Below are 15533 nucleotides of genomic sequence, written 5' to 3'. Positions count from 1 at the left end.
AGAACCCCTCCCCACGGCAGCACCCCGGAGCCCGTTCACCCCCAGCGGACCGCAACCGGAACAGGTTTCCGGGGGAGCCTGCCCACGCAGGGACCAAGCCTGACCGCCCGGAGTGGGCGGGCTCCCCCGGAAACCCGCGCGCGACCCCGGAAACCCAGACCCGGACGAACCCGCGACTCACACCCCCTTGGGATGCCACACGGTCTTCGTCTCCAACAGGCTGGTCATCCGGGTCAGACCGGGATCGGTGGACCAGTCGTGGTCGGGCGACGCCGGCCGCAGGACACGCTTGAGGTTCTGCGCGGCGGCGACCTCCAGCTCGGCGGCCAGCTCGGAGTCGGCGACACCGGTCAGGTCCAACGCGTTGACGTCCATGTGACCGGCGAGCGGCGGTGCCGTCTCGGCGACCCGACCGGTGAGCAGGTTGACCACCCCACCGGGCAGGTCGGAGGTGGCGAGCACCTCGGCCAGGGTGATCGCGGCCAGCGGCTCGGTCGGCGAGGCGAGCACCACCACCGTGTTGCCGGTGACGATCGCCGGGGCGATCACGCTGACCAGGCCGAGCAGCGCCGGCCGCTCCGGGGCCACCACGCCGACCACGCCGGTCGGCTCCGGCGCGGAGAGGTTGAAGTACGGCCCGGCGACCGGGTTCGCGCCGCCGTACACCTGGGGGAGCTTGTCGGACCAGCCGGCGTACCAGACCCAGCGGTCGGTGGCCGCGTCCACCTCGTCGCCCGGCACGCCGAGCGCGACGAACTGCTCGCGCCGCCCCTCCAGCATCTCGGCGACCCGGTAGAGGATCTGCCCCCGGTTGTACGCGGTCGCACCGGACCAGCCCTTCACGGCGGCGCGGGCGGCGACCACCGCGTCCCGGACGTCCTTGCGGGAGGAGAGGGCGACATTGGCGTTCTGCACCGGATACGACCGTCCCGACTCGCTGCGGGGGAACTTCCCGCCGATGAAGAGCTTGTACGTCTTGCGTACCGTGACCCGCTGCGGCGCTGGCGGCTTCGCCTTGGCCTTCGCACCCGACCTGTCAGACATTGAGGTACGCCTCCAGCCCGTGCCGGCCGCCCTCGCGGCCGTAGCCCGACTCCTTGTAGCCGCCGAACGGCGAGGTCGGGTCGAACTTGTTGAACGTGTTGGCCCAGACCACCCCGGCGCGCAGCCGGTCGGCCATCCACAGGATCCGGGAGCCCTTCTCGGTCCAGATCCCGGCCGACAGCCCGTACGGCGTGTTGTTGGCCTTCTCGACGGCCTCGGCCGGGGTGCGGAAGGTCAGCACGGACAGCACCGGGCCGAAGATCTCCTCCCGGGCGATCCGGTGTGCCTGGGTGACCCCGGTGAAGATGGTCGGGGCGAACCAGAAGCCCCGCTCGGGCAGCTCGCACGCGGGCGACCAGCGCTCGGCGCCCTCGGCCGCGCCGGCGTCGGACAGCTCGGTGATCCGGGCCAGCTGAGCGGCCGAGTTGATCGCACCGATGTCGGTGTTCTTGTCCAGTGGGTCACCGACGCGGAGCTGCGCCATCCGCCGCTTCAGCGACTCCAGGACCGGCTCGGCGACCGATTCCTGGAGCAACAGCCGGGAACCGGCGCAGCAGACATGCCCCTGGTTGAAGAAGATGCCGTTGACGATCCCCTCGACCGCCTGGTCGACCGGGGCGTCGTCGAAGACGATGTTCGCCGCCTTGCCGCCCAGCTCCAGGGTGAGCTTCTTGCGGGTGCCGGCCACCGCGCGGGCGATGGCCCGGCCGACCTCGGTGGAGCCGGTGAAGGCGACCTTGTCGGCGCCGGGGTGCTCGACCAGCGCGCGGCCGGTCTCGCCGGCCCCGGTGACGATGTTGACCACGCCGGGCGGCAGGTCGGCCTGCTGGCAGATCTCGGCGAAGACCAGCGCGGTCAGCGGGGTGGTCTCGGCCGGCTTCAGCACCACCGTGTTGCCGGCGGCCAGCGCCGGGGCGATCTTCCAGGCCAGCATGAGCAGCGGGAAGTTCCACGGGATGACCTGGGCGGCCACGCCGAGCGGCTGCGGGTTCGGGCCGAAGCCGGCGTACGGCAGCTTGTCGGCCCAGCCGGCGTAGTAGAAGAAGTGCGCGGCGACCAGCGGCAGGTCGACGTCCCGGGACTCCTTGATCGGCTTGCCGTTGTCCAGCGACTCCAGCACCGCCAGCTCGCGGGAGCGCTCCTGGATGATCCGGGCGATCCGGAACAGGTACTTCGCCCGGTCCCGACCCGACATCGGACCCCAGACCTTCTCGTACGCCTTCCGCGCGGCCCGGACCGCGCGGTCCACGTCCGCCGTGCCGCCCTCGGCGACCTCGGCCAGGACCTCCTCCGAGGCCGGGTTGATCGACTTGAGGCTGCCGCCGTCGGCCGGGTCGACGAACTCACCGTCGACGAAGAGCCCGTACGAGGCCTTGATGTCCACCACCGAGCGGGACTCGGGGGCGGGTGCGTATTCGAACATCGCTCCTAGTCCAGGGTGAAGTAGTCGGGACCGGAGTAGACGCCGGTCGTCAGCTTGGTGCGCTGCATGAGCAGGTCGTTGAGGAGGCTGGACGCGCCGAACCGGAACCAGTCCGGGTCGAGCCAGTCCGCGCCGACGGTCTCGTTGACCATGACGAGGTACTTGATGGCGTCCTTGGTGGTCTTGATGCCGCCGGCCGGCTTCACGCCGACCTGCCGCCCGGTGGCGGCCCGGAAGTCGCGGACCGCCTCCAGCATCACCAGCGTCACCGGCAGGGTGGCCGCCGACGGGACCTTGCCGGTGGAGGTCTTGATGAAGTCGCCGCCGGCCAGCATCGCCAGCCAGGACGCCCGCCGCACGTTGTCGTAGGTGACCAGCTCGCCGGTCTCCAGGATGACCTTGAGGTGGGCCTCGCCGCAGGCCTCCTTGACCGCCACGATCTCGTCGTAGACGGCCCGGTACCGGCCGGAGAGGAAGTCGCCCCGGCTGATCACCATGTCGATCTCGTCCGCGCCGGCCGTGACGGCGGCCCGGGTGTCGGCGAGCTTGACCTCCAGCGGGGCCTGCCCGGACGGGAACGCGGTCGCCACGCTCGCCAGGTGCACGTCGCTGCCGCGCAGCACCTCGGCCACGTACGGAACCATCGCCGGGTAGACGCAGACCGCGCCGACGTGCGGGCAGGACGGGTCCGCCGGGTCGGGGCGCAGCGCCTTGGCGGCCAGCGCCCGTACCTTGCCCGGGGTGTCCGCTCCCTCCAGGGTGGTCAGGTCGACCATGCGGATGGCCAGGTCGATCGCCTGGGCCTTGGCCGTGGTCTTGATGGAGCGGGTGCCGAGCTGGGCCGCCCGCTGCTCCGCGCCGACCTGGTCCACGCCCGGCAGGCCGTGCAGGAAGGTCCGCAGAGCGGTCTCGGATCGTCCCAGCTCGGAGAGGTCCGACCGGGCCGACGTCGTTGTCGCCGTCATGCCGGGAAGTCTACGCATCCCAAGACATCGGTGATCCTCATCACGTGCCCCGGCTGCCCGGACCGGGGGAGCGGGCCGGGCACGGCCGCGAAAGCGCTGGTCGGCTCTGCCGGGCCGGTGCCCGTCCGCAGCGGAGTTCGGTAGGTTGGACGACCGTGGACGTACACGTGATCGACCATCCGCTCGCCCAGTCGCGACTCACCGCGATGCGCGACGCCCGCACCGACTCCTCCACGTTCCGGGCGGCGCTGCACGAACTCACCACCATGCTGGTGTACGAGGCCGCGCGCTCCTTCCCGGTGGAGAAGTACCCGGTGAGCACGCCGGTCACCGACACCGAGGGCACCCGGCTGGCCAACCCGCCGCTGCTGGTGCCGGTGCTCCGGGCCGGCCTGGGGATGGCCGACGCCGCGCTCGGTCTGCTGCCGGAGTCCTCGATGGGCTTCGTCGGGCTTGCTCGCGACGAGGAGACGTACGAGCCCCGCGCGTACATGGAGTCGCTCCCGCGCGACCTGGCCGGGCTGCCGGTGCTGGTGCTCGACCCGATGCTCGCCACCGGCGGCTCGCTGGAGCACTGCTGCCGGCTGCTCGCCGACCGGGGCTGCACCGACATCACCGTGCTCTGCGTGCTGGCCGCGCCGGCGGGCATCGAGCGGCTGGAACGGTCCGGCCTGCCCCTGCGTCTGGTCACCGCCTCGATCGACAAGGGGTTGAACGACCAGATGTTCATCGTGCCCGGGCTCGGGGACGCCGGCGACCGGCAGTTCGGCGGGATGCCCCGCTTCTAGTCGGCGACCCCGTTGACCAGCGGTTCCGTCGCCCGGTACGGGCATCCGGGCGACGGCTCGCGCCAGACGGGTGCGGGAGGCGGTGTGCACCCGCTACCGTCTCGGGCCATGACTGGTGTTGCGCTTGCCGAAGAGCTGCTGCTCCTCGCGTACGACGACGAAACCGGCAAGGCGACGATGCCGCGGATCAGCCTGGACCTCGGCATGGCCGCCGCGGTCCTGGTGGAACTCGCCCTCGCCGGCCGGATCGCCTACTCCGACGGCTCCCTGGTGGTGGCCGACCCGTCCCCGACCGGTGAGCCGATCATCGACGACGTGCTGGCGCGGATCGCCGCCGACGACAGCCCCCGCAGCCCCTCCTCCTGGGTGCAGCGGCTCCGCCACGGTCTGCGCGACCGGATCCTCGGGGATCTCTGCGGGCGCGGGGTCGTGCGGGACGTCGACGAGACCGAGCTGGGTTTCATCCACGTCCACCGCTACCCGATGGTCGACCCGTCGGTGGAGCAGGACACCCGCCGCCGCCTCGCCGAGGCGCTCACCGGTGGCCCGGTGCCGGACGAGCGGACCGCCGCCCTGGCCACCCTGGTCTGCGCGGTGCGGATGGAGTACGTCCTCGGGCTGACCGGGGAGGCCGCCGCCGACGCCCACCGCCGGCTGGAGGAGATCGCCGGTGGGGCCGGCTTCTCCGGCACCGTGGGCATGGACGACTCCGTCGTCCGTCCGTCGGTGGCGCTGGTCATCGCCGCCCTCGGCCAGGCCGTCGACCAGGCGCTCGGCAAGCGCGCCTGACCCCCGTCTGTCCGCCCGCGGTCATCGCCCCCGGTCCGGCGTCGCGGTGTCTGGCACCGCGACGCCAGGAGGCCGGACGTTGCCTACAGGCCGAGCGCGGCGGCGATCTCGGTGCGCAGGGCGGCGACGGCGGTGCCGGCCCGCTCCCGCGCCGCAGCGACGTCGCCCTCCGCGACCGGCTGCACGACCTCCAGGTACGCCTTGAGCTTCGGCTCGGTGCCGGAGGGCCGGATCACCACCCGGGCGGTGTCGGTCCGCAGGATCACCACGTCGGCCTCGGGGAGCAGGTCCCGGGTCTCGGTGACCGGACGGCCGAGCAGCGTCGTCGGGGTGGCGGCCCGGACCCGGGCCATCGCGTCGGCGATCAGCCGCAGGTCGGTCACCCGGACGCTGTACTGGTCAGTGTGGTGCACACCGAACTCGGCGGCCAGTTCGTCCAGCCGGTCGGTGAGGGTCCGGCCCTCGGCCTTCAGGCCGGCGGCCAGTTCGGCGACGGTCAGCGCGGCGGTGATGCCGTCCTTGTCCCGGACGTGTTCCGGCGCGACGCAGTAACCGAGCGCCTCCTCGTACCCGAAGACCAGCGGCGCGCTGCCGTCGCCGGCCCGGACGATCCACTTGAACCCGGTCAGCGTCTCGTCGTACGGCAGGTCCCGGGCCGTGCACATGGCCCGCAGCAGCGCGGACGACACGATCGTCGTGGCGTACAGGCCACGGACACCCCGGCGCATGAGGTGGTCGGCGAGGAGCACGCCGACCTCGTCCCCGCGCAGCATCCGCCACCCGCCGGCGGCGGGGTCCGGGACGACCACGGCGCACCGGTCGGCGTCCGGGTCGTTGGCGATGGCCAGGTCCGCCCGGGTCGACTCGGCGAGCGCGACCAGCCGGTCCACCGCGCCCGGCTCCTCCGGGTTGGGGAAGGAGACGGTCGGGAAGGTTCCGTCCGGCTCGGCCTGGTCGGGTACCACCCCGGGCACGCCGAAACCGGCCCGGCTGAAGGCGGCGGTGAGCACCGCCGCGCCCACCCCGTGCAGGGGCGTGTACGCGACCCTCAGGCCCCGGGGGCCGTTTGGGTCGACCACCTCCGCCGCCTGCTTGACGTACGCGACGGCCAGGTCGTCGCCGAGCACCTCGCCGGGCGGTCCGAGCGGCACCTCGGCGAGCGGTCCGACCGCGCGGATCGCCGCCTCGATGCCCCGGTCGGCGGGCGGCACGATCTGCGCGCCCGCGCCGGTCTCCCCGCCGAGCCGCGCGCCGAGGTAGACCTTGTATCCGTTGTCCTCGGGCGGGTTGTGGCTGGCGGTGACCATCACCCCGGCCGCTGCGTCGAGGTGGCGGACGGCGTACGCGAGCACGGGGGTGGGCAACGGTCGGGGCAGGAGCATCGCGGCGCGACCCGCTCCGGTGGCGACCTCGGCGGTGCGCTCGGCGAACTCCTTGGAGCCGCGCCGGGCGTCGTACCCGATCACCAGGGGGCCGGTGGCGCCCTCGGCGGCGAGCCAGGTGACCAGCCCGGCCGCAGCCTGGGTGACCACCGCGAGGTTCATCCCGTTCGGGCCGGCGCGCAGCGGACCGCGCAGCCCGGCGGTGCCGAAGGTCAGCGGCCCGGCGAACCGGTCGGCCAGCTCGGGGCCGCTCTCCGGGAGCCGGTCGAGCACCGCCTGGAGTTCTTCCCGGCTGGCCGGGTCGGGGTCGTCGTCGAGCCAGCGCCGGGCGCGCTCGCGAAGGTCGTCGATGGTGTCAGTGAGATCCGCCGCCATGCCTCTTGATAGCACGGCGGCGGATCACCACGTCCTGTCGGTTCGACTCAGCCGGCGCTGCTCAGTTGGAACGACTTCACCATCTCGTCGAAGATCGGCTTGCTCTCGGCGAAGCGGGAGTCGTTTGCGGTCAGGTAGAAGGAGTACGCCTTGCCGTCGTGCACGACGCCGCGCCACACCCCGTGCCGCATGCCGTCGCCCTCGCCGCAGGTGTACTCGAGCTGGGCGGCCGGCTTGCCGGCCAGTTCCTGCTCCTCCAGGGCGAGCTGGTTGTACGGCTTGGCGCAGGAGTCCCGGGTGCGCAGACCGTCCGCGGCGACCTCCGCCCACCGCATCGAGGTGGTCCGGAACGGCTCGATGATGATGCGGACCCGTCGGCCGCTGTCCTCCGGGTCGGTGTAGTCGGTGTAGCTGCCGCCGCTGGCCCGGGTCCAGCCCTTGGGCACCATCATCGTGACGCCGCGCGCCGAGTGCTCCTGAAAATCGAGGGCGGGCGCGGCCGGCTCGGAGGCGCTCGGCTGGGCCTGCGGCGTGGTCGGTGGCTCCGGGTCGTCGCCGCTGAACATGGCGACCAGGCCGATCAGCAGCACCACGGCCAGTCCACCGGCGGCGGCGAGCTGCACCTTGCGGGGCCAGCGGCGGACCTGGTCCAGCACCCGTCCGACGCCGCCGCTCCGGCCGTCGCCGCCAGCAGCGGGGACGGCGGACGGCCCGGTGGCGGCCGGCACGGCCCACGGCTGGCCGGTGCCCGGCACCGACCACTGGTTACCGGCCGGTGCGCCGTAGGTGGAGCCGTACGGCGAGCCCAGGCGCGCGGTGGACTCCGGCGGACGACCCGCCGGCACCTGCTGGGTGGCGTCCGCCGACCGGCCGTAGGTGACCGGGCGGGGCGTCTCGGTCTGCCGGCCGAGCGCGACGGTCGGGTCGGCTCCGAAGCCGCCCTTGGCCCCGGGCGCACGCCCGAGGTTGACCGTGGGCGCGGTGTCCTCCCGGACGGCCGGCGGCGGGGCGTCGGTGGTCGCCGGACCGGCGTCGGCGCGCGTGCCGTAGGTGGTGCCCGGCCGGTCGGCGTGTGCGCTGGGCGCCGGCATCGCGCCGGTCGGGGTGTGCAGCGGCCCGGCGAGCGCGTCCGCGCTGGTGTCGTCGAGCGCGGCGGCCGGCTTCGGGGTGACCCCCTGCGGCGTCTCGCCCCGCCGCAGCGCGGCGAGCCGGTCGGTCAGGGACTCGCCGGGCGCGAGCATCGCCCGGCCGCCGATCTGGCCGGTCGGCTTCGGCTCCTCGGCCTCCACCGGGACCGGGGGCGGCGTGGCGGGCCGCTGCACCGGCACCACCGCGTACGGGTCGGTGACCGAGTTGACCGCCGCCGCGTTGCTCGCCAGCGGGCCGGCGAGCAGTTCCCGCAGCATGGCCCGGGAGGTGTGCACGTCGAAGCGGCGGGCCGGATCCTTCTCCAGCAGCCCCATCAGCACCCGGGTCAGCGGCCCGCTGCGGATCGGCGTGGCCGGCTCGTCCTCGACGACCGAGTGCATCGTCTCGATCGGGTCGCCCTTGTCGAAGGGGGGTCGCCCCTCGACCGCCGTGTAGAGGGTCACGCCCAGCGAGAACAGGTCGCTGGGGGGACCGAAGTCCTGCCCCATGGCCCGTTCGGGGGAGATGAAGTGTGGTGAGCCGAGCACCATCCCCGGGGTGGTGAGCTGGACGTCGGTGGGCATCCGGGCGACGCCGAAGTCGGTGAGCACGCAGCGACCGTCGGTGCAGATCAGCACGTTGGCCGGCTTCACGTCCCGGTGCAGCACGCTCATCGCGTGCGCCACCTCCAGTGCGCCGAGCAGCGCGATGCCGATCTTGGCGACCGCGCGCGGGGCGACCGGACCGTCCTCGATGACCATGTCGGCCAGGCTGCGGGCGTCGAGCAGCTCCATCACGATCCACGGCCGGCCGCCCTCGGTGACCACGTCGTAGACCTGCACCACGGCAGGGTGCTGGATGGCTGCGGCGGCGCGCGCCTCCCGGAGTGTGCGTTCGTACATCGCGTCGCGGTCGCTGGGCGCGAGGCCCGGCGGGAGGACGACCTCCTTGACCGCCACGTCACGTCGGAGAAGGGTGTCTGTGGCCCGCCAGACCGTGCCCATGCCACCGTTACCCACCGGGGAGCGCAGCTCGTAGCGACCACCTATGGTGGTGCCGGGGGCTGCGCGGCCGCTGGGAGGACTGGCCGGTCCGCCGCTCCACGTCGGGATCTGAGTCACAGAAAAGCCACCGGAGTAAATCGAGGGGGCTGGGACACAACCCCTCTATCTTGCGGGTTCCGACACCCGATGCGAAAGCCGACGCGGCGGGCGTTCTTTCACCGTCGACCATACGTGCTGCTCCCGGGGCCGCCCGTCCGGGCTCGTCCACCGGGGTGTGCGCTATCCCTCATCCGCGGGTCGAGCTGCGCGTCCTACCATCCGGGGATGAGCGAACGGCGGTCAAGCGAGTCCGGCTTCCCGATCAAGGACGTCTACACGGCGGCCGACCTTCCCGAAGACCTGGACGCCCGCCTCGGTGAACCGGGCGGGTTCCCGTACACCCGCGGGGTCTACCCGACGATGTACACCTCGCGTCCGTGGACCATGCGGCAGTACGCGGGCTTCGGCACCGCCGCCGAGTCGAACGCCCGCTACCACCAGCTCCTGCGCGCCGGCACGATGGGCCTCTCGGTCGCCTTCGACCTGCCCACCCAGATGGGGTACGACTCCGACGACCCGATCGCGCACGGTGAGGTCGGCAAGGTCGGGGTGGCGATCGACTCCATCGAGGACATGCGGACCCTCTTCGACGGCATTCCGCTGGACAAGGTCTCGACCTCGATGACGATCAACGCGCCGGGCTCGGTGCTGCTCCTGCTCTACCAGCTCGTGGCCGAGGAGACCGGGGTCGCCGGCGAGGCGCTCAACGGCACCATCCAGAACGACATCCTCAAGGAGTACATCGCCCGGGGCACGTACATCTTCCCGCCGAAGCCCTCGCTGCGGCTGGTGGCCGACACCTTCGCGTACTGCCGTGCGGAGGTGCCCAAGTGGAACACCATCTCCATCTCCGGCTACCACATGGCCGAGGCCGGCGCGACGCCCGTGCAGGAGATCGCGTTCACGCTGGCCAACGGGGTGGAGTACGTCCGTGCCGCGCTCGCCGCCGGGCTGGCCGTGGACGACTTCGCCCCCCGGCTGTCGTTCTTCTTCGTGGCCCGCACGACCCTGCTGGAGGAGGTCGCCAAGTTCCGCGCCGCCCGGCGGATCTGGGCCCGGCTGATGCGCGACGAGTTCGGCGCGAAGAACCCGAAGTCGATGATGCTGCGCTTCCACACCCAGACCGCCGGCGTGCAGCTCACCGCCCAGCAACCCGAGGTGAACCTGGTCCGGGTGGCGATCCAGGGGCTCGGCGCGGTGCTCGGCGGCACCCAGTCGCTGCACACCAACAGTTTCGACGAGGCGATCGCGCTGCCCACCGAGAAGGCCGCCCGGCTCGCCCTGCGTACCCAGCAGGTGCTGGCGTACGAGTCGGACCTGACCGCGACCGTCGACCCGTTCGCCGGGTCGTACGTGGTGGAGGCGATGACCGCCGAGATCGAGGCGGCGGTCGACGAACTGATGACCCGGGTCGCCGACCACGGCTCGGTGGTGGACGCGATCGAGGCCGGATTCCAGAAGCGGGAGATCGAGCAGTCCGCGTACCGGATGGCGCAGGAGATCGACTCCGGTGAGCGGGTGGTGGTGGGCCTCAACCGGTTCCGGATCGACGAGGAGGAGCCGTACGAGCCGCTGCGGGTGGACCCGGCGATCGAGGCGGCCCAGGCCGAGCGGCTGGCGACGCTGCGGCGCTCGCGGGACGCCGGCGCCGTCGAGCGGGCCCTGGCCGACCTGCGCGCCGCCGCCGAGGGCACGCAGAACGTGCTCCATCCGATGCGTGAGGCGCTGCGGTCCCGGGCCACGGTCGGCGAGGTCTGCGGGACGCTGCGCGAGGTCTGGGGGACGTACCGGCCCAGCGACCGCTTCTGACCCCCACCGCGCCGCTTTCCTCGTCCGCCGCCCCGGCCTCCGGGGCGGCGGATGTCGTCGCGCGTCGAAACCGCACTGGACGGGTGAGTGTTACGGACGGGACGGGTAATCCCACCCGGTGACGGGAACGGACAGGATGTGTGGTGGGGCACCGTCCGTTGGTGGGATCGTCGGGATCTGCCTCGCGTCCGGAGCTTCCCGGGTGCCGGGAAGTCCCGGTGTCGGGTCCTTGTCGGAGGCGTCGTTCCGGAACCGGCCAATGCGACAATTCGGGAGCAATGGTTTGTTGGTCGACGCGCTCGTCGTCGGTTGACAGACGGTTACGGGGTGTAGGAGGTGTGGGGCGGATGGAGGCTCCCGAGGGTGATCTACCTGCTGTCCCGCAGGTCTGCGAGCGCTCCCACCAGGCTTTTCGTGACGCTGCGCGCACTGACGATCACCGTAACGAAGTTGCGCAGCGTCACCGTCGAAGGTCTAGGCTGTCCGAGTCCCATCCCATCCACAGTGATCGAGAAATCGACGTGACGAGTGCGTTGACGCTGCCCAACGGCAGCCACCTGGCGTCGTCCTGGCACGAGGCGCCGCCGGGATCCCAACCCCTGCCGTTCGAGCTCGACCATCTGCTCGCGCTCCGGACACCCGGCCTCATCGCCACCCGTCGGCACCTCCACTCGCACCCGGAACTCTCCGGTGAGGAGTTCGAGACGGCCGCGCTGATCGCCCGGGAACTCTCCCTGGCCGGGCTGCAACCCCGCATGCTGCCCAAGGGCAACGGGGTGATCTGCGACATCGACGGACGCCCGGACGGCCCGGTGGTCGCGCTGCGCGCCGACATCGACGCGCTGCCGCTGACCGACGTGAAGGACGTGCCGTACCGCTCCACGGTCGACGGGGTCTGCCACGCCTGCGGACACGACGTGCACACCACCGTGCTGCTCGGCGTCGGCATGCTCCTCGCCCAGCTCGCCGACCTCGGCGAACTGCCCGGCCGGGTCCGGCTGATCTTCCAGCCGGCCGAGGAGATCCTGCCCTGCGGCTCGCTGGAGGTCATCGAGGCCGGCGGGCTGGAGGACGTGACCCGGATCTTCGCCCTGCACTGCGACCCCAACCTGCCGGTCGGCAAGATCGGCCTGCGGGTCGGTCCGATCACCGCCGCCGCCGACAACGTCACCGTCCGGCTGAGCGGGCCGGGCGGTCACACCGCCCGGCCCCACCTCACCGTCGACATGGTCGACGCCCTCGGTCGGCTGGTCACCGAGGTCCCGGCGCTGGTCAGCCGCCGGGTGCCGGCCAACAGCGGCCTGCTGCTGGTGTTCGGGCAGGCCTCGGCCGGCACCCGCTACAACGTCATCCCGTCCGAGGCGGTCGCCTCCGGCACCCTGCGCGCCATGACCCGGGAGGCCTGGGAGGAGGCGCCGAAGATCGTGGGCCAGGTGGTCCGGGACGTCCTCGCCCCCACCGGCGCCACGGTCGACCTGGAGTACCTGCGGGGACGCCCGCCGGTCAGCAACGACGCGCGGGCGATCCAGGTGCTCACCGCCGCCACGGTCACCGCGCTCGGCCCCGACGGGGTCGCCGAGACGCCGCAGAGCATGGGCGGCGAGGACTTCTCCTGGTACCTGGAATACGTCCCCGGCGCGCTGGCCCGGCTCGGGGTCGGCCGGTCCGGGCCCAGCCTCGACCTGCACCGCCCCTCGTTCGACGTGGACGAGCGGGCCATCGCGGTCGGCGTCCGGCTCATGGTGCAGACCGCGCTCAGGGCGCTGGCGGAGACTCGCTGACCCCACCCGGCGACGGCGGCGTACCGCCTCCGGTCGACGGCGGGGCGGGCGTCGCCGGCCGGGGTGACGTGCCGCTCCCGGGCGACCGCTGGGCGGGCGGCGCCGGCCGTGGCGCGGCACCGACCCCGGCGGGCACCGGGCCGGGCATCATCGGGTACGCCGGAGCGCCGGGAACGACCTGCGCGCCACGCCGCTGACGCCGTCGACGCGCCAACCGCCAGACCAGCACCACCGGTACGGCGAGTACGACCAGCCACGGCAGCAGCGCGCCGAGCACGGTGACCAGGACGGTCACCGAGTCCAGGAAGGTCCGCCAGCCACTGGCGAGCCCGGCCAGGAAACCGGTCTCGTCCGTGTCGCTGGTCCGGGTGTTCTCGGTGACCAGCGAGACGTTGATGGTGGAGAGCGCGGTCAGGTCGGCCAGCCGGCGCTTCTTCGCCTCCAGCGAGGCGAGGTCGGCCTCCCGCCGGCCCAGTTCGTTCTCCAACTGGACCAGGTCGCTGATCGAGGAGGCCCGGGCCAGCAGCCGGCGGGCGCTCTCCACGCGGGCCCGCTGCGTGGTGATCCGCGCGTCCAGGTCGACCGTCTGCTCGGTCACGTCCTCGGTGCGGATCTCCCGCCACTGCTGCTCGCCCAGCTTGGCGATCCCGTCGACCACCCCGGTGAACCGCGCCGCCGGCACCCGCAACTCCAACTGGGCGCGGGCGTCCTCGTCGACCCCGCGCCGCTCGTCCCCACCGACGAAGCCGCCGGCCGCGGTGACCAGCGCGACGGTGTCCTGGGCGGCCCGGTCGACATCGTCGACCTGCACCCGTACCGATCCGGTGTAGACGATGGCGCGTTGGTCCACCCGCAGGTCCACGCCTCCGGCTCCGCCCGGCGCGGCGTCCGATCCGGCGGCGTCCCGGCCCGCCTCCGGTGCCGCCGGCGCCGGGGCACCGCCAGCCGCGTTGTCCGAGGCGGCCCGCTCGCTGTCGCTGCCCCGGTCGGCCGAGCATCCGCCGACAGCGACCAGTGCCACCAGGCCGAGAGCCACCAGCGGTGCGCCCCACCGCCGTCGTCCGTTATCCACCATTGTTTTCTCCGATCCTCGCGGTCCCGGCGGTTCGGGTCCGTTGACCCGACCCGCCGGAGCGTTCGATCAGACGAGGCGCGGTGCCGCCTTCGTTCCGGCAAACTGCGGTCAAGAGATCACGATTTGGTTGTCGAGGAGTCACGAATGCGGCTGACGAAGTACGGCCACTCCTGCGTCCGGGTCGAGCACGACGGGGGAGTGCTCGTCATCGACCCGGGAACGTTCAGCGAGACCGCCGAGGCGCTTGACGGGGTCGACGCGGTGCTGATCACCCACCAGCACCCGGACCACGTCGACGTGGCGGCGCTGACTCGCCAGCTCGACCGGCGCCCCTTCACCCTGTACGGGCCGGCGTCGCTGGCCACCACCGTGGACGGCCTGCCGGACGTGCTGACCCCGGTCGAGCCGGGGCAGTCGTTCACCGCCGCCGGTGTCCCGGTCCGCGCCTACGGCGGCCGGCACGCGGTGATCCACCCGGACATCCCGGTGGTCGACAACCTCGGGTACCTGGTCGGCGAGGTGGTCTACCACCCCGGTGACGCCCTGGTCGCACCGGACGACGTGGCGGTCGACACCCTCTTCCTGCCGATCCACGCACCGTGGGTGAAGTTCTCCGAGTCTCTGGACTTCCTTCGGGCGGTCGCCCCGCGCCGGGCGTACGCCCTGCACGACGGGCTGCTCAACGCCAACGGGCTCACCGTGCTGGAGACCAACTTCCGGCGGCTCTCCACCGTCGACTACCAGCGGTTGACGCCGGGTACCCGGATCGACGTCTGAGCCGATGCCCGGCCCCTCCCGAGAACTGGTCGAACGGCTCTACGGCACGCCGCCGGACCGGTTCGTGGCCGCCCGCGACGCCGCCGTGGCCGAGGCCCGCCGGGCCGGCGACCCGGCGACGGCCCGGGAGGTCGCGAAGCTGCGCCGGCCCACCGTCGCGGCCTGGCTGGTCAACCTGCTCGCCATCCGGCGTCCCGAGCTGGTGGCCGGCCTGGTGGAGTTGGCCGAGGCGCTCCGGTCGGCCCAACGTGACCTGCGCGGGCCGAAGCTGCGGGAACTCTCCGCCCAGCGGCGCGCGGTGGTCGCCGCCCTGGTGGCCGAGGCCCGGACGCTGGCCACCGGCACCGAGGGCGCGCCCCCGGCCGGTCGGTTGCCGCTGGCCGAGGTCGAGGCGACCCTCAACGCCGCGCTCGCCGACACGGAGGTGGCCGCCCAGGTGCGTGCCGGCCGGCTGCTCCGGGCCGCCAGCTATGCCGGGTTCGGCGAGGTGCCCCGGCCGCAGCTCCGGCTGCTCACCGGTGGTGCCGGGGAGCCGCCGGAGGGCGGGGAGCCCACCGGGCGTGCGGCTGCGGGAGGGCGGACGGGGCGGGGCGGCCGGGCCGCTCAGGCCGGCGAAACCGATCGGGCCGCCCGGGCCGGCGAGACAAATCGGGCCGCCCGAGCCGGAAAGGTCGACCAGGCGGAACGGGCCAGGAAGGCCGACCGGGCGGCCCGGGCGGCCGAGCGAGCGGAACGGGCCGAACGGGCCGAACGGGCGAAGCGGCGGCGGGCGCTGGAACGGGAATTCGCCAGGGCGCGCGCCGACCAGGAACGGGCCGAGGAGGAGCTGGGCAGCGCGACGACGGCCGAGCGCGACGCCGCCGACACGCTGACCGCGGTCGAGGCCGAGCTGGCCGAGGTGGAACGCCGACGGGCCGTCGCCGAGCAGGAGGTGAGCCGGCGCAAGCTGGCTCGCCGGGCCGCCGAGCGGGCGGTCACGGCGGCCCGCCGGCACACCGGTGAGGTCGAGGGGGCGTGGGAGACGCTTCTCGCCGAAGAGGGGACTGACGGGACGGACGACGACACGGCAGACTAAACCGGATGGACGTACGGCT

12 protein-coding genes are annotated in these 15533 nt (G+C 73.0%); 6 read left to right on the top strand and 6 right to left on the bottom strand.

From position 1 onward, the window contains the following. Positions 1-177: 177 nt before the first annotated feature. From GA0070618_RS05835 to deoC, 3 genes are read right to left on the bottom strand one after another with little or no spacing between them, the layout of a single operon-like run. Positions 178-1044, bottom strand: a complete 867-nt coding sequence (locus GA0070618_RS05835; protein ID WP_088980724.1) for an aldehyde dehydrogenase family protein — start codon at positions 1042-1044, stop codon at positions 178-180. After that, a complete protein-coding gene (locus tag GA0070618_RS05830) occupies positions 1037-2467 on the bottom strand; it encodes an aldehyde dehydrogenase family protein (RefSeq protein WP_088980723.1) in 1431 nt (476 codons plus the stop codon). Before GA0070618_RS05830 ends, GA0070618_RS05835 begins: the two co-directional genes overlap by 8 nt. A 5-nt stretch (positions 2468-2472) precedes the next feature. Next, entirely contained in the window at positions 2473-3432 is a 960-nt protein-coding gene (gene deoC / locus GA0070618_RS05825; RefSeq protein ID WP_088980722.1) for a deoxyribose-phosphate aldolase, read from the bottom strand. Positions 3433-3587: 155 nt separating this feature from the next. Here deoC and upp point away from each other — a divergent pair, with 155 nt between their 5' ends. Together upp and GA0070618_RS05815 are read left to right on the top strand one after the other, a co-directional pair. Further along, positions 3588-4220 carry a uracil phosphoribosyltransferase gene (gene upp, locus GA0070618_RS05820; protein ID WP_088980721.1) on the top strand — a complete coding sequence of 211 codons (633 nt, stop codon included), beginning with the start codon at positions 3588-3590 and terminating at the stop codon, positions 4218-4220. A gap of 108 nt (positions 4221-4328) precedes the next feature. Beyond that, positions 4329-5009, top strand: coding sequence for a GOLPH3/VPS74 family protein (locus tag GA0070618_RS05815; RefSeq protein ID WP_088980720.1), 681 nt, complete (start codon positions 4329-4331; stop codon positions 5007-5009). Between the two features lie 83 nt (positions 5010-5092). On the opposite strand, the gene GA0070618_RS05810 is transcribed toward GA0070618_RS05815, so the two are convergent. Both GA0070618_RS05810 and GA0070618_RS05805 read right to left on the bottom strand, forming a co-directional pair. Continuing rightward, complete coding sequence (locus tag GA0070618_RS05810) at positions 5093-6766, bottom strand: phospho-sugar mutase (RefSeq protein WP_088980719.1); 1674 nt, start codon at positions 6764-6766, stop codon at positions 5093-5095. A 47-nt stretch (positions 6767-6813) separates the two neighbouring features. Further along, entirely contained in the window at positions 6814-9015 is a 2202-nt protein-coding gene (locus GA0070618_RS05805) for a serine/threonine-protein kinase (protein WP_088980718.1), read from the bottom strand. A 207-nt stretch (positions 9016-9222) separates the two neighbouring features. On the opposite strand from GA0070618_RS05805, the gene GA0070618_RS05800 reads away from it, so the two are divergent. Next, a complete protein-coding gene (locus tag GA0070618_RS05800; RefSeq protein ID WP_088980717.1) occupies positions 9223-10806 on the top strand; it encodes an acyl-CoA mutase large subunit family protein in 1584 nt (527 codons plus the stop codon). A 521-nt stretch (positions 10807-11327) separates the two neighbouring features. Next, entirely contained in the window at positions 11328-12587 is a 1260-nt protein-coding gene (locus tag GA0070618_RS05795; RefSeq protein ID WP_088980716.1) for an amidohydrolase, read from the top strand. Here the strand turns inward: GA0070618_RS05795 and GA0070618_RS05790 are convergent. Then, complete coding sequence (locus tag GA0070618_RS05790; RefSeq protein ID WP_088980715.1) at positions 12562-13662, bottom strand: DUF4349 domain-containing protein; 1101 nt, start codon at positions 13660-13662, stop codon at positions 12562-12564. The genes GA0070618_RS05795 and GA0070618_RS05790 overlap by 26 nt on opposite strands. A gap of 144 nt (positions 13663-13806) precedes the next feature. On the opposite strand from GA0070618_RS05790, the gene GA0070618_RS05785 reads away from it, so the two are divergent. Beyond that, a complete protein-coding gene (locus tag GA0070618_RS05785) occupies positions 13807-14439 on the top strand; it encodes an MBL fold metallo-hydrolase (protein ID WP_088980714.1) in 633 nt (210 codons plus the stop codon). Between the two features lie 4 nt (positions 14440-14443). Beyond that, positions 14444-15514, top strand: a complete 1071-nt coding sequence (locus GA0070618_RS05780) for a hypothetical protein (protein WP_088980713.1) — start codon at positions 14444-14446, stop codon at positions 15512-15514. Positions 15515-15533: the final 19 nt, after the last annotated feature.

The sequence above is a fragment of the Micromonospora echinospora genome (assembly GCF_900091495.1).
Taxonomy (GTDB): Bacteria; Actinomycetota; Actinomycetes; order Mycobacteriales; family Micromonosporaceae; genus Micromonospora; species Micromonospora echinospora.
This window is presented reverse-complemented; position numbering and strand designations above follow the sequence as displayed.